Genomic DNA, 14634 nt, shown 5'->3' with positions numbered 1-14634 from the left:
TTTTTTTGCCTGCAATTTAGGTATCGAGTCAGTTAATAAAGCAGTTAACAAGAACAGTCACAATCTGGAGAGGAGAAGTACCCATGAAAGCCTATCAGCGCGATTTTATCGAGTTTGCGCTTAACAAGCAGGTGTTGAAGTTTGGCGAATTTACCCTGAAGTCTGGGCGGATTAGCCCCTATTTCTTTAATGCCGGATTGTTTAATACCGGGCTGGATCTGGCAAAACTCGGGCGTTTTTATGCCGCTGCCTTAGTAGATTGTGGTGTGGAGTTCGATCTGTTGTTCGGGCCAGCATACAAAGGTATCCCAATTGCGACGACGACGGCTGTTGCATTGGCAGAGCATCATGAGCGCGATGTGCCTTACTGTTTTAACCGTAAAGAAGCGAAAAATCACGGGGAAGGCGGCAGTCTGGTAGGTAGCCCGTTACAAGGCCGAGTCATGCTGGTGGATGATGTAATAACCGCTGGTACTGCTATTCGTGAATCAATGGAGATTATCAATGCACAGGGCGCGACCCTGGCTGGCGTAATGATTTCATTGGACCGTCAGGAACGTGGCCGTGGTGAGATTTCAGCGATTCAGGAAGTTGAACGTGATTATCACTGCAAAGTGATTGCGATTGTGACGTTGAGTGATGTGATAAGTTATCTGGAAGAAAAACCAGAAATGGCTGATCATCTGGCAGCAGTGCGTGAATATCGCAAAGAATACGGTATCTAGCCACGGTATTGCTAAGCCAGCAAAAAGGGCCATCAGGCCCTTTTTTTATAGGTTTTTTGACTGCCGCGACTGAGCTTATTGCAACTGCGCCACAATCAGTGGCCAGCGGGCGTCAAACTCTTGTGTTGGCCGGTAGCGGAATTCTGAACGGACAAAGCGCGAAAGCATCCCTTCACAAAATGCCAGTAGTTGAGTCGCCAATAGCGCTTCATCATGTATAAAACCTTGCCCATCACGCAGTTTTTTCTCGCGCAAAACTTGACGCAATTGCACTTCAATACGTTCAAACAGTTGATTAATCCGCCCTTGCAGACGATCTTGCTCAAACATCAGTGCATGCCCGGTCATGATTCGGGTCAGGCCGGGGTTGCGTTCTGCAAACCCTAATACCAGTAGCAGGATTAGCCGGAGGCGATTAAACGTCTCTTTTTCATCTTGCAGAATCAAATTAATGCGGGACATCAGACTATCTTCAATAAACTCGATCAGGCTATCGAACATCCGCGTTTTACTGGGGAAATGTCGATAAAGCGCTGCTTCAGAAACCCCCACATTGGCGGCAAGTTTAGCGGTAGTAATGCGTTGGCTGCCATCACTGGATTCCAGCATCTGCGCTAAAGCCTGCAAAATCTCCTCGCGCCTGTTCCTTTTCGTATTCTGTTTTTCTGCCATGTCCGAGTAGACCCTTGCTAAAAATGACTTAATAACAAAAACCCAAATATCGGCCGCACTGGGTACCAAGCCCCGGCGGCTTATGTGATAGCTTTTTTACGATATTGAGGTCTAGGGTAGGTTATTGGCGCCCAGAATGACCAAAACCACCGGTACCACGTTCACTTTGGTCAAAATCCTCAACCAAATTGAATTCTGCTTGTACTACGGGAACAAACACCATCTGAGCGATGCGTTCGCCGGGTTCGATGGTAAAAGCCTGTTGACCACGGTTCCAGACTGACACCATCAATTGCCCTTGATAATCGGAATCAATCAGCCCCACCAGATTACCTAATACCACGCCATGCTTATGCCCCAAACCGGAGCGCGGCAGAATGACGGCGGCTAAAGCACTATCACCGATGTGTATGGCTAAGCCGGTAGGTAACAATGTGGTTTGCCCCGGCAGTAAATCAACTGCCTCGTCCAGACAGGCACGTAAATCCAGCCCGGCAGAACCTTCTGTAGCATAGGTTGGTAAAGGAAATTCATTGCCAACACGTGGGTCCAGAATTTTAATGTCGATTTTTTTCATCATAACGGCTGACAATCTCGTCTATTAAACGCTGACTGAGGAGGTGTTTATCGCTGAGCGGTAAACGTTTCTCTCCAGCCAGCCAAAAAAGGTGCAAGGCATTGGTATCACTATTAAAACCATGCTCTGCGAGCGATACATCATTAGCGCAAATCAGATCCAGCTTCTTTCGCACTAGTTTTTGTCGCGCGTATTCTTCCACATTCTGGGTTTCGGCAGCAAATCCAACCACAAATGGTCGATTTTTAGCCATCGAAGCCACGCCGGCAACAATATCCGCGTTTTTCACCAACTTAAGGGTGATCTCATCACCCTGTTTTTTTATTTTCTCATCAGAAACTTGCTCTGCACGGTAATCCGCTACCGCAGCACAAGAAATAAAAATATTCTGCTGGGCTACGGTGTTCTGCACGACCTGCTGCATCTCAAGAGCACTGACAACATCAATGCGATTAACACCCGTCGGCGTGGAGAGATTCACCGGGCCTGCAATCAGCGTGACTTTAGCGCCTCTCGCGGCGGCGGCCTGAGCAATTGCGAAGCCCATCTTGCCCGAACTTTGATTACTGATAAAGCGCACCGGATCAAGTGCTTCACGCGTTGGCCCTGCGGTAATCATGACACTCAAATGTTGCAGGTCTTGTTTTGCAGAAAAATGACTGTCTGCCAGTGCGACGATTTCCAGCGGGTCCAGCATTCTTCCCGGCCCCACATCACCACAAGCCTGGCTGCCGCTGTCCGGCCCCCACAGCAACATTCCGCGATTAGCGAGAGTCTGCAAGTTCGCTTGGGTGGCCGTAGCACGGTACATCTGTTGATTCATGGCCGGAACAGCCGCAATAGGGGCTGCCGTGGCCAGGCAAACCGTGGTCAGTAGGTCATTTGCCATCCCCGCAGCAACCCGGGCCAGCAAATCAGCCGTAGCCGGAGCCATGATGACCAGATCAGCCCATTTACCTAACTCAATATGGCCCATGGCGGCTTCTGCCGCCGGATCGAGTAAATCATCTGAGACGGGATAGCCCGAGACTGCCTGCAACGTGAGCGGCGTAATGAACGCTTTGGCGGCGGTCGTCATCACCACACGCACTTCTGCGCCCCTGTCGCGCAAGCGGCGTACCAGCTCAGGAGATTTATACGCGGCAATACCTCCGCTAATCCCGAGCACAATATGTTTGCCGGAAAGTCCCGTCATCATGATTGTCCGAATGAAAGCTGTAAGAGGCAATATTTTAGCATAACCGCTGAGTAGATTAGCTATCGGGCTGTCGCTTGATGTCATCAATCATCAAATTTGCGAAGCGTTTCGCATGCACTTAATCATGAGTTCGCCAGGCAGAAAGCCTTCTGTCATGCTGCACGTGCTGTTCTGGGATCACAGGAGCCAAAGGATGGATGAATGGTATGGGCAGATAGCCCCAAGGGAGAAATTACTGAAATACGGTGCAGCCATGCTGACCGATGCCGAGTTACTCGCTATTTTTCTGCGTACCGGTATTCCGGGAGTACACGTAATGCAGATGGCTGAATATCTGATTGAAGAGTTTGGCTCACTTCATGGGCTGATGTCGGCGGATTATCAGACGTTATGTGCTCAAAAAGGGATTGGTGCATCTAAATACAGCCAAATTCAAGCTATTGCAGAACTAGCCTGCCGTTGCTTTTCATCCCACCTGATGCGGGAAAGTGTTCTGCAAAATCCCGAAATTACCCAAAAGTTTCTACAAAATATTCTTTCCCACCGCGAACGAGAGATTTTTTTAGTCATGTTTTTGGATAACCAGCATCGTGTTATTCGCCATGAGGAGATGTTTACTGGTACCATTAGCAGTGTTGAGGTCCATCCGAGAGAAATTGTGCGTGAAGCGCTGAAGGTTAATGCCGCCGCGCTGATTCTGGCGCATAATCACCCCTCGGGTAAGGCTGAACCGAGCCAAGCCGACCGTTTGATTACTACGCAGGTGATAAAAGCCTGCTCATTATTAGATATTCGTGTGCTCGATCATTTAGTGGTTGGCCGGGGTGAATGTGTCTCATTTGCTGAACGGGGATGGCTTTAGAGCAATAATAATTGATCCTTTCAGGATCTTTAGCTGTTCGGGACTTGAGCACTTACGCTTCAGAGCGTATACTACGCCACCTTTGAGAATCTTGGGTTTGGCGTGAAGAGCCTATCTCAGCAGGTTTATAGCCTGGTGGCAGGGGTTTCTGACCTGATGACAGTGAGTCTTCTCAGTGAATTTGCTGAGATGGGCTCTAAAGCCTGACGAGGCGGCCAAATCCTATACGAAGCTCGAGCTGATTTGATTTTTGGAGAATAGACATGTCCCGAGTCTGCCAAGTTACTGGCAAGCGCCCGGTGAGCGGTAACAACCGTTCCCACGCAATGAACGCGACCAAACGCCGTTTTCTGCCGAACCTTCACTCTCACCGTTTTTGGGTTGAGGGCGAGAAGCGCTTTGTAACTCTGCGTGTATCTGCTAAAGGTATGCGTGTTATTGATAAGAAGGGTATCGAAACGGTCTTGGCCGAAATTCGTGCCCGCGGTGAGAAGTATTAAGGAACTGAATCATGGCTAAAGGTGTTCGCGAGAAGATCAAGCTGGTTTCTTCTGCTGGTACTGGTCACTTCTATACCACTACGAAGAACAAGCGTACTAAGCCGGAAAAATTGGAATTGAAGAAATTCGATCCAGTTGTCCGTCAACACGTGATCTATAAAGAAGCTAAAATTAAATAATTTTAATTTTGGTGGATTATAAAAACCCGGCTTCGGCCGGGTTTTTTATTATATAAAGTTCAGTGAGATACGTTTAGGGAGGTTACATGCCTGAATTACCAGAAGTTGAGACCAGCCGACGCGGGATCGAACCTTATCTTGTCGGCCAAACCATTCTTTACGCGGTGGTTAGAAATGCCCGTTTGCGTTGGCCGGTATCCGATGAAATTCTGGCTTTGAGCGATCAGCCGGTGCTCAGTGTTCAGCGTCGGGCCAAGTATTTACTAATAGAACTGCCAACTGGCTGGATTATCGTCCATCTGGGAATGTCAGGTAGCTTACGGATATTATCTGAAGAAACTGAAGCTGAAAAACACGACCATGTCGATTTGGTGATCAGTAATGGCAAAATATTGCGTTATACCGACCCACGGCGCTTTGGTGCCTGGTTGTGGGCAAAAGACCTTGAAACCAGCAATGTATTAGCACATTTAGGGCCAGAACCACTGAGCGACGAATTTTCTGCCCAATATCTGTTTGATAAATCACGTAATAAGCGCACCGTGATTAAACAGTGGCTGATGGATAATAAAGTGGTAGTTGGGGTTGGCAATATTTACGCCAGTGAATCCTTGTTTGCCGCGGGTCTTTTGCCTGACCGTGCTGCCGGTTCATTAACCAACGCTGAAATTGTACTGCTAGTGGCCACAATAAAAGCCGTGTTGCTGCATTCCATTGAGCAGGGGGGCACTACATTGCGCGACTTTCTACAGTCAGACGGTAAGCCTGGTTACTTTGCGCAGGAGTTGCAGGTGTACGGGCGGGCAGGCGAGCCATGTCGCCGTTGTGGGCATCTGATTGAAATTGCGAAACATGGGCAGCGCAGTACGTTTTTTTGCCGCCACTGCCAGCATTAATCGTTTACCCTTCGTATTTGAAGCCGCTGGGTTGTGAGCTATGTTCGCTTACCACCTACCGGTAACGCCAATTAACTCTGGCTATATAGGGTATCGCGTAAATAAAGAGTCAGGCCAGTTTACTCATTAGCGCTTTGGTGACCGGTACCGGAAGGAACGGCGTGATATCTCCACCATGGCGCGCCACTTCCTTCACCAATGAGGAAGAGATAAACGACCATTTTTCTGATGGCATCAGGAACACACTTTCCAGTTTTGGCATCAGGTGACGGTTCATATTGGCCAGTTGCCATTCATACTCAAAGTCTGATACTGAGCGTAAGCCTCGTACCAAAATATTAGCATCGTGTTTTCTGGCGAACTCAGCCATCAGTTCACTGAATCCTAAAACCTCTACATTCTTCAAAGGTGCGGTCACTTCTTTGGCCAATGCCACGCGTTCTGCCAGTGTAAACATCGGTTTTTTGCTGGAACTGTCGGCAATAGCCAGGATGACATGGCTGAACATGGCAGCGGCACGTGTCACTAAGTCCAAATGCCCATTAGTTATGGGGTCAAATGTCCCCGGATAGATGGCTTTGGTGGTCATGAGTTCTCGCTTTTCTGATATTGGTGGCTCAATGCCCACAGAGCCGCATATTTATTAAAGGTATATTGCGCGTTTACGACTGCCAGCAATAGCCCTTGTTTACCATCGAGGAAACCTGCACGTAATAACCATGTTTTACAGAAAGCCCCAAGAGTATGGCTGAGAATAGAGAAGTAGCTGCAACTCTTACCTTGCTGATGGCGCTGAGTGGCCCACGCCTTTGCATAACTCAGTTGTTTACGTTGAAAAGCAAAGAAATCACGGCAAGTTAGATGCAATAAATCACCGCTCAACGGGATAACTTTTGCTGAGCCGCTATTGAGCGATTCATGCACCAAATTATCGTTATATTGGAACTGATGATGCGGATATAACCGGGTTACTCGATCTGGATACCAGCCACTGTGGCGCATAAAACGGCCTAAAAACAGGTTCCGCCGTGCACAGCTATAAACCGCGCCTTCCTCTGGTGCGATAAGTACCGCTTCAATAGCAGCTTTAAGCTCAGGGGTTACTCGTTCATCGGCATCCAGCATCAGAATATAATCACCACTGGCATATTGTTGGGCTAATTGCCGCTGTTTACCATAACCCGGCCATTGCTCATTACAGTAGACTTTAGCGCCATATTGCTGAGCCAGCGCGATGGTTTCATCTTCACTGCCTGAATCCAATACCACTATTTCATCAGCCCAGCTCACTGATGCCAGACAATCCGCCAGCAATGAGGCTTCATTCTTGGCAATCATCACCACTGACAGGCGTTTTCTTGCACTCATTTAGTGGCTCCGTTGCGGCAGATAAGGCTCCAGCAAGTGTAATAGCCGCTGTAGTGCACCTTGGTTTTCATGCAACACATCAACTGCATGGCGACCATAATAGAGGCGGCAATCTTCATCTGTTAGCAGCACGGTGATTTCTTTTACCAGCGATAGGGTATCTGTCACGGTTATCAACCCTTCAGCCTGTTCCAGCTTGGCACAGATGTCTTTAAAGTTAAATGTATGTGGCCCCATCAACACCGGAATGGCATGGGCCGCGGCTTCCAATGGATTATGACCACCACGTTCAACCAGGCTTCCACCGACAAAGGCCAGATCGGCAATGCCATATAGCAGCATCAGTTCACCCATGGTATCGCCAATCACAACCTGTGTACTGCCAGAAGGGATTTCACCTTTGCTACGTAAGGTATAACTCAGCCCTGCTTTCTGTGTCAGTTCAACCGCTTTCGGGAAACGTTCGGGATGACGAGGTACCAAAATCAACAATAATGTCGGGAAGTGTTGCAGCAGTTGGCTGTGAGCCTCCAGCAAAATGGCTTCTTCGCCGTCATGAGTACTGGTTGCAATCCACACCGGGCGATGCGGTGCCCATTGGCGGCGTAATGTTACGGCTCTGGCTGCTAATTCAGGGGTGACGGAAATATCAAATTTCAGGCTGCCCGTTACCGTTAACTGAGAACGTCTTAGGCCCAGTTCGATGAAACGGTCGCCATCTTCTTGATTTTGTGCAGCAATCAGTGTGATGCGTTGCAGCATATTACGGATAAAACTACCGATCTTCTTATAGCCAGCGGCAGAACGGGCAGAAAGACGTGCATTGGCAATCACCAGTGGGATCTTGCGACGATGCAGCGCATTGATAAGATTCGGCCACAGTTCTGTTTCCATGATAATGACCAGCTTAGGATTGACCTGATCAAGAAAACGGTTCACCGAGCCGGGGAGGTCGTAAGGCAGATAAACGTGGTGAACATCTTTACCAAACGCAGATTGGACACGCTCAGAACCGGTAGGTGTCATGGTGGTCACGGTAATGGGCAGTGATGGGTAGCGGTGACGTAATGCCCTGACTAAAGGGATCGCGGCCAGTGTTTCACCGACTGAAACTGAATGCAGCATGATACCGCCAGCGACAACTTTACCGGCGCAAAAACCATAGCGTTCCCCCCAACGCTTGCGATAAGCGGGGGCTTTACGGCTACGTAACAGCAACCGCAGCCAAATCAAAGGTTGAATAAGGTAGAGCAGTACCTGATATAAACGCAGCAACATTCTATCAATTTCATTAATATGGATTATTAAGAATAATACCATATTTGAGCAAGAAAGGCTCTTTTCAACTGGGCCAGCCTGATAGCCGGAGTAGGGCCAGACTATTCATAAAAAAGAATATAATTTTTAACAAATTTCAGTAATTGGGCAGCGATAAAATTGATTTTGCTTGCTTAAAGATGAGAGTGATTATCATTATTTCTTGTCGCGCTTAAGTGTATAGCCATAGATACCAGTAAGTTATTATTTGGTGATATTTTTATCTGGAAATATGCCTGTTTTTGGCGGTATATCGCTATTTATTGAAGCCGATACTTTGATGGAATGGTATTTAGTAATTAATGGTGTAACCGATAAATTGGTGAGCCGTTATTCGGAGGATATCAGCGAGTCGCGCTATTACTTATTTAAATAATTAATTAGAGATTCTTAACAGTCAGACGTTGATGTTAATTGAAGCTATGTATTAGCCGCCATCTCTTGTTGGATAATAGGTTAGAAAGATAATCAGACAACCCATAACAAGCGAGTCTGATAATTACCAGAGTCGCTTGTTATTACATGATAAATACTGGCAGATAGAATTCCTGGCGTGAATAAATCACGGAAAACAAACAATAGTCGATTATGAAATCAGTGCTTCCAATCGCGCCATAATAGTTTCAGCCGTAATAGTATCCATGCTTTTTTGTTCGGAAATCACCGCAATCTGGTTTTTCCCGTAGCCACCAATTAACCCAGGGTCAGTTGGGCCGAACAGGGTAATATTGGGGCGATCCAACGCTGCGGTTAGGTGGCTGAGGCCGGTATCAACGGAAACGACGGCTTTTGCACCCGCCAGAACCTCTGCCACCTGCTGGAGGCTGAGTTTAGGCAAGACCTCAACATGCGGAAAATGCTCCGCTAATCGTAACGCGCGTTGATACTCATGTTCCGCCCCCCATGGTAACTTGATTTTTAAACCGGTGGGTGCAACCAGCTCGATCAATTGCAGCCAATGGCTTTCAGGCCAGTGCTTGCTGTCTCTGGTTGTTGCGTGCAGAAAAACCAAATACTGACCAGCATCGCTGGGTAATTGGCTTAAAAAGCGCTGCGCGATAGCATAATCGCCATAGCTGTCAGGTTTGTCATAACCAAGGCTTTTGGCAAACAGTTGGCGTATGCGCTCAACAGCATGTTGTTTAGTATCAATCTCATGACGGCAGTTATAAAACCAACTGGCAAAGGGTTCGCGGGCACTTTTGCAATCTGGGCCATGTCTAACCCCTTTGGCGATACGAGTAATCAGTGCGGCACTTTTAATTAGCCCCTGAGCATCAATCACCACATCATAACGGCGCTGCTGCACAACACGTTTAAAATCACAGCGTTCCTGCCGGGTATCACTACCAAACCAATTCTTACGCCAACGGCGGATAGCAACCGGAATCACTCGATCCACCGCCGGGTGCCAACTGGGTATTTGGCTGAACCCTTCCTCTACCACCCAATCAAAGCGAATATCTGGCATAGCATTCATTGCATCGGTCAGTGCGGGCAACGTGTGTAAAACGTCGCCCATTGAAGAGGTTTTAACGATCAAGACATGCATTAATCGGCCTCACTGACAGTGCTTTGTCGAGCCGATAATTGTTTCTCAAGGGCCGCCATCACTTGTTCTGGCTGGATATCAATCAAACTCTGATGATAGCCCTGCGCGCTATCGCCTTTGCGCACTTTGTGATAGCCGGTAATGAGGCGAATGACCGTGGCTTTATCAGACAGTGGTGGGGTGAAGTCCGGGCTGCTTGGGCCATATAAGGCCACTAATGGCTTATTTAATGCAGCAGCAACATGCATTAAACCGGAGTCATTACTGACTACCGCACTACAGGCTGCAATCAATACCACCGCTTGCTCCAGCGAGGTTTGCCCTGCCAGATTGAGGCAGAATTCGCGGGAATTTTCGCCCAAAGTCTGGCGGATCTCTTCACCGGCTTCATTATCTTTAGCTGAGCCTAATAGGACGACTTGATAGCCAGTATCAATCAGTTTCTGGGCCAGAGTGGCATAGTGATAATGTGGCCAGCGTTTTGCCGGGCCAAACTCAGCGCCTGGGCAGAAACCCACGATTGGCCGGTTATCTGTCAAATTGAATGACGCAGTAATCTCGGCAATTTCTTCATCCCGAACCTGCAATTGCGGCCATAGCAAAGGTTGCGGTAAATCGTCGGCTGAATGGATTTTTTCTTTATCATAGGCCAGTGCGACATAGCGCTGAACCATCATAGGGAAGGCTTGTTTATCCAAGATACGCATATCATTGAGCAAGAAGTAGCGCATTTCGCCACGCCAGCCAATGCGTTGCTTAATCCCTGAAAAATAAGGTATTAGGGCGGATTTAAATGAGTTTGGCAGCACATAGGCACGGTCATAGCCGGTTTCACGTAAGGCTAAACCCAAGCGACGACGTTCATCAAAAGCAAAAGCCCCATGGCCTAAGGGCATGGGGATTGCATGACGCACTTCTGGCATTCTGGCCAAAAGCGGACGGCACCACGCAGGTGCCATCACATCAATATCTGCTGCCGGATATTCGGCCTTCAGGGTACGGTAAAGACTTTGCGACATCATCATATCGCCAACCCAAGAAGGGCCGATGACCAGTATTTTCATACCGTTTATCAATTCCTTGCAGCAAGTAATTTAGACTGAGCGATTGAGCCAGGCCAGGTATTCGTTGACGCCTTCAGCGACGGTTTTGAACGGTTTGTCGTAACCCGCAGCACGCAACTTGGTGAGGTCAGCTTGGGTGTATGCCTGATAACGACCTTTCAGTTTTTCAGGGAATTCAATGTATTCCACAGGTCCACTGTGGTGGAAGTCTACTACCGCATCGGCAACCGCCTGGAAAGATTCTGCGCGACCGGTACCACAGTTGAAAATGCCGGAGACATTGTTTTGCCAGAACCACAGGTTAACGTCAGCCACATCACCCACATAGATGAAATCGCGTTTGAAGTTTTCACTGCCGGAGAAGAGTTTAGGATTCTCACCCGCATTGATCTGGTTATTCAGGTGGAAGGCAACGCTTGCCATGCTGCCTTTGTGCCCTTCGCGTGGGCCATAAACGTTGAAATAACGGAAACCACAAATTTGCGAATCAGCTTGCGGCAGAATCTCGCGCACATACTGATCAAACAAGAATTTGGAATAACCATAAACGTTAAGTGGTTGTTCGTACTGACGATCTTCGATGAAATTATCGGTACGCCCACCGTAAGTGGCAGCAGAAGAGGCATATAAGAACGGAATGCCGCGATCCAGACAGAAGTGCAGGATATCTTTAGAGTATTGATAGTTGTTATCCATCATGTACTTGCCATCCCACTCGGTGGTGGAAGAACAGGCACCCTCATGGAAAATAGCATCAATATCACCCATGTCATCACCGGCAACGATACTGGCGACAAAATCTTCTTTATCCATGTAATCAGCGATATCCAGATCAACCAAATTGACGAATTTAGTGCCGTCTTTCAGGTTATCAACAACCAGAATATCTTTATAACCGATATTATTCAGTGCCTTAACGATATTGCTGCCAATGAAACCGGCGCCGCCAGTGACGATAATCATCAGGTTCACCCTTGCTAATCTTCTTGGTCGGGCACAATGCCCCACACTCTAGTTGGCGTTATCATAACATTTCATAGGATAGCGCACAGCCGCAAGGGGCTTAATCTCACGGTTTCTATGTGCTTTAGGATTGTTCACCGTGATATGTACTGCATTTTTTATAATATAAGACAAGGTTCCTCGTCAGTTCACTCACTAATCAGTAAAATGTACTGTGAAATTGCCCATCTTGGAGATAACTGAATGTCCCAGCCATTTAATCGACACCCTTTTTATCAGCAATTAGAACAACAACTCATAACTACCCGTGCTGAAGGGTTGTATAAAAACGAGCGAATTATCACCACCGCCCAGCAAGCAGACATTGCTGTAGCTGATGGAAGCCGTGTTATTAATTTCTGTGCCAATAATTATTTGGGCCTGGCCAACCACCCAAGGCTTATCGCAGCCGCTAAGCAAGGCATGGATACTCATGGTTTTGGTATGGCGTCGGTTCGTTTTATTTGTGGTACGCAAGACACACATAAAGAGCTAGAGCAGAAGCTGGCCAGTTTCCTCGGTATGGAAGATGCCATTCTTTACTCTTCTTGTTTTGATGCTAACGGCGGTTTGTTTGAAACCCTGCTGGGGCCAGAAGATGCCATTATTTCTGATGCGCTGAATCATGCTTCAATCATTGATGGTGTACGGTTATGTAAAGCCAAGCGCTACCGTTATGCCAATAACGATATGAGCGAACTGGAAGTCCAACTCAAACAAGCCAAAGCAGATGGTGCGCGTCATATTATGATTGCCACTGACGGTGTGTTCTCCATGGATGGTGTCATTGCCAACCTGAAAGGTGTTTGTGATTTGGCGGATGAGTATCAGGCATTAGTGATGGTCGATGACTCCCATGCTGTGGGCTTTGTGGGGGCTAATGGTCGTGGTACTCATGAATACTGCGAAGTAATGGATCGCGTTGATATTATCACCGGTACTTTGGGTAAAGCACTGGGTGGGGCGTCAGGCGGTTATACCGCTGGCCGCAAAGAAGTGGTTGAGTGGTTGCGTCAGCGTTCACGGCCTTACTTGTTCTCAAACTCATTAGCTCCAGCAATAGTAGCGGCTTCTATTGAAGTGTTATCGCTATTGGAAGACGGCGCTGAACTGCGTGATCGCTTATGGTCGAATGCGCGTTTATTCCGCGAGAAAATGAGTGCCGCTGGATTCACATTGGCTGGCGCTGATCATGCCATCATTCCTGTCATGCTCGGTGATGCGGCACTTGCGCAAAAATTTGCCAATGCCTTGCTGAAAGAAGGTATTTACGTCACCGGCTTCTTCTATCCGGTGGTGCCAAAAGGTCAGGCTCGTATTCGTACCCAAATGTCGGCTGATCATACGACAGAGCAAGTCGAGCGGGCTATTGAAGCCTTTGTGCGTATTGGCAAACAACTTAACGTTATTGCGTAAGGAATGTTCATGAAAGCATTATCTAAACTGAAGGCCGAAGAAGGTATCTGGATGACCGATGTGCCGCCACCAGAGCTGGGGCACAACGATATCATGATCAAAATTCGCAAAACCGCTATCTGTGGTACCGATGTGCATATTTATAATTGGGATGAATGGTCGCAAAAAACGATCCCCGTCCCAATGGTGGTTGGCCACGAATATGTTGGTGAAGTTGTCGCCATTGGTCAGGAAGTGAAAGGCTTTAATATTGGTGATCGGGTGTCTGGCGAGGGTCATATTACCTGCGGTCATTGCCGTAATTGCCGTGGCGGTCGTACTCATTTGTGCCGTAATACCGTGGGGGTTGGGGTTAACCGGCCGGGTTCTTTTGCTGAGTATCTGGTCATTCCTGCCTTCAATGCGTTCAAAATTCCAGACAATATTTCTGATGAGCTAGCCGCTATTTTTGACCCCTTCGGCAATGCGGTGCATACCGCGTTATCCTTTGATTTAGTGGGTGAAGATGTACTGGTTTCCGGTGCTGGCCCGATTGGTATCATGGCTGCTGCCGTGTGTAAGCATGTTGGCGCTCGCCATGTCGTAATCACTGATGTGAATGAATATCGCCTGGATCTGGCGCGTAAAATGGGTGTAACCCGTGCCGTTAACGTTAGTAAAGAGAATCTGACGGATGTGATGGCTGAACTGGGTATGACTGAAGGGTTTGATGTCGGTCTGGAAATGTCAGGTGCGCCACCGGCGTTCCGTTCATTACTTAACTCAATGAATCATGGTGGGCGTATCGCAATGCTGGGGATACCTCCCTCTGATATGTCTATCGACTGGAATCAGGTGATCTTCAAAGGGCTGTTTATCAAAGGGATATATGGCCGTGAAATGTTTGAAACCTGGTACAAAATGGCAGCACTAATTCAATCTGGCTTGGATTTAACCCCGATTATCACTCATCGTTTCTCTATCGATGAGTTCCAGCAAGGGTTTGATGCGATGCGTTCGGGTAAGTCGGGTAAAGTGATTTTAAGCTGGGACTAAAATATTCCCTTCGGCCTTGAAGTTGCAGGGGTGTTGGCTGCGCACGTTACTCGGCCCATCCATGGGCCTCGCCTCTGCGAGGCCGCTGCAAGCAGCGTTCAAATCTGCTCCCGACAGATTTGTTACCCGAATCACTTACTTGTAGTTGACCTTACATGAATAAGCTCATCGGGATGAGTTTGCTGGCCGCCTACCTGCACCTTCAATGACTTTGGGAACGCCCTTCGGCCATGAAGTTGCAGGATTGAGAGCGGGGCAGTCAGGTGATGAT

Annotated in this window: 16 protein-coding genes; 7 read left to right on the top strand and 9 right to left on the bottom strand. The window is 48.0% G+C overall.

The window, feature by feature from the left end; genetic code table 11:
* Window positions 1–83: 83 nt before the first annotated feature.
* Window positions 84–725 (top strand): orotate phosphoribosyltransferase, encoded by a 642-nt coding sequence (pyrE, locus tag V1956_RS01735; RefSeq protein ID WP_083161707.1) that lies wholly within the window; start codon window positions 84–86, stop codon window positions 723–725.
* Between the two features lie 75 nt (window positions 726–800).
* Here the strand turns inward: pyrE and slmA are convergent, their stop codons facing one another.
* From slmA to coaBC, 3 genes are all read right to left on the bottom strand, one after another.
* A complete protein-coding gene (gene slmA / locus V1956_RS01730) occupies window positions 801–1397 on the bottom strand; it encodes a nucleoid occlusion factor SlmA (RefSeq protein ID WP_005191076.1) in 597 nt (198 codons plus the stop codon).
* 121 nt (window positions 1398–1518) lie between these two features.
* Window positions 1519–1977 (bottom strand): dUTP diphosphatase, encoded by a 459-nt coding sequence (gene dut / locus V1956_RS01725; protein WP_042568893.1) that lies wholly within the window; start codon window positions 1975–1977, stop codon window positions 1519–1521.
* Window positions 1955–3172: a bifunctional phosphopantothenoylcysteine decarboxylase/phosphopantothenate--cysteine ligase CoaBC gene (gene coaBC / locus V1956_RS01720; RefSeq protein WP_442824749.1), complete on the bottom strand. Its 1218-nt coding sequence runs from the start codon at window positions 3170–3172 to the stop codon at window positions 1955–1957. The genes dut and coaBC overlap by 23 nt, the downstream gene beginning before the upstream one ends.
* A gap of 193 nt (window positions 3173–3365) precedes the next feature.
* Here coaBC and radC point away from each other — a divergent pair, with 193 nt between their 5' ends.
* The 4 genes from radC (at window position 3366) to mutM (ending at window position 5609) form a co-directional block, all read left to right on the top strand.
* The gene (gene radC, locus V1956_RS01715; RefSeq protein WP_083161712.1) at window positions 3366–4034 is read left to right on the top strand and encodes a RadC family protein; all 669 of its coding nucleotides are present in this window, start codon (window positions 3366–3368) and stop codon (window positions 4032–4034) included.
* 263 nt (window positions 4035–4297) lie between these two features.
* Complete coding sequence (gene rpmB / locus V1956_RS01710) at window positions 4298–4534, top strand: 50S ribosomal protein L28 (protein ID WP_005164747.1); 237 nt, start codon at window positions 4298–4300, stop codon at window positions 4532–4534.
* A gap of 11 nt (window positions 4535–4545) precedes the next feature.
* On the top strand, window positions 4546–4713 hold the full coding sequence (gene rpmG / locus V1956_RS01705; RefSeq protein WP_004392084.1) for a 50S ribosomal protein L33: 168 nt from the start codon (window positions 4546–4548) through the stop codon (window positions 4711–4713).
* Between the two features lie 86 nt (window positions 4714–4799).
* Window positions 4800–5609, top strand: a complete 810-nt coding sequence (gene mutM / locus V1956_RS01700) for a bifunctional DNA-formamidopyrimidine glycosylase/DNA-(apurinic or apyrimidinic site) lyase (RefSeq protein ID WP_372560143.1) — start codon at window positions 4800–4802, stop codon at window positions 5607–5609.
* A gap of 109 nt (window positions 5610–5718) precedes the next feature.
* Here mutM and coaD read toward each other — a convergent pair whose 3' ends face one another.
* The 6 genes from coaD to rfaD all read right to left on the bottom strand — a co-directional run bounded on the left by coaD (window position 5719) and on the right by rfaD (window position 11873).
* Window positions 5719–6198, bottom strand: a complete 480-nt coding sequence (coaD, locus tag V1956_RS01695; RefSeq protein ID WP_083161716.1) for a pantetheine-phosphate adenylyltransferase — start codon at window positions 6196–6198, stop codon at window positions 5719–5721.
* On the bottom strand, window positions 6195–6977 hold the full coding sequence (locus V1956_RS01690; RefSeq protein ID WP_372560142.1) for a glycosyltransferase family 2 protein: 783 nt from the start codon (window positions 6975–6977) through the stop codon (window positions 6195–6197). The genes coaD and V1956_RS01690 overlap by 4 nt, the downstream gene beginning before the upstream one ends.
* Window positions 6978–8255, bottom strand: a complete 1278-nt coding sequence (gene waaA, locus V1956_RS01685) for a lipid IV(A) 3-deoxy-D-manno-octulosonic acid transferase (protein WP_442821389.1) — start codon at window positions 8253–8255, stop codon at window positions 6978–6980. It lies immediately after the preceding gene.
* A 625-nt stretch (window positions 8256–8880) separates the two neighbouring features.
* The gene (gene rfaC, locus V1956_RS01680; protein ID WP_442824748.1) at window positions 8881–9846 is read right to left on the bottom strand and encodes a lipopolysaccharide heptosyltransferase RfaC; all 966 of its coding nucleotides are present in this window, start codon (window positions 9844–9846) and stop codon (window positions 8881–8883) included.
* Window positions 9846–10910: an ADP-heptose--LPS heptosyltransferase RfaF gene (gene rfaF, locus V1956_RS01675; protein WP_083161722.1), complete on the bottom strand. Its 1065-nt coding sequence runs from the start codon at window positions 10908–10910 to the stop codon at window positions 9846–9848. Before rfaF ends, rfaC begins: the two co-directional genes overlap by 1 nt.
* A 30-nt stretch (window positions 10911–10940) precedes the next feature.
* Window positions 10941–11873 (bottom strand): ADP-glyceromanno-heptose 6-epimerase, encoded by a 933-nt coding sequence (gene rfaD, locus V1956_RS01670; protein ID WP_083161724.1) that lies wholly within the window; start codon window positions 11871–11873, stop codon window positions 10941–10943.
* A gap of 243 nt (window positions 11874–12116) precedes the next feature.
* Here rfaD and kbl point away from each other — a divergent pair, with 243 nt between their 5' ends.
* Window positions 12117–13328, top strand: a complete 1212-nt coding sequence (gene kbl, locus V1956_RS01665) for a glycine C-acetyltransferase (protein ID WP_083161726.1) — start codon at window positions 12117–12119, stop codon at window positions 13326–13328.
* A 9-nt stretch (window positions 13329–13337) separates the two neighbouring features.
* Window positions 13338–14363, top strand: coding sequence for an L-threonine 3-dehydrogenase (gene tdh, locus V1956_RS01660; protein WP_420071554.1), 1026 nt, complete (start codon window positions 13338–13340; stop codon window positions 14361–14363).
* Window positions 14364–14634 lie beyond the last annotated feature (271 nt).

It is taken from the genome of Yersinia sp. 2540 StPb PI, from assembly GCF_052217165.1.
Lineage (GTDB): Bacteria > Pseudomonadota > Gammaproteobacteria > Enterobacterales > Enterobacteriaceae > Yersinia > Yersinia enterocolitica_E.
The sequence above is the reverse complement of the archived record's forward strand: the minus strand, read 5'-3'. Positions and strand labels throughout refer to the sequence as shown.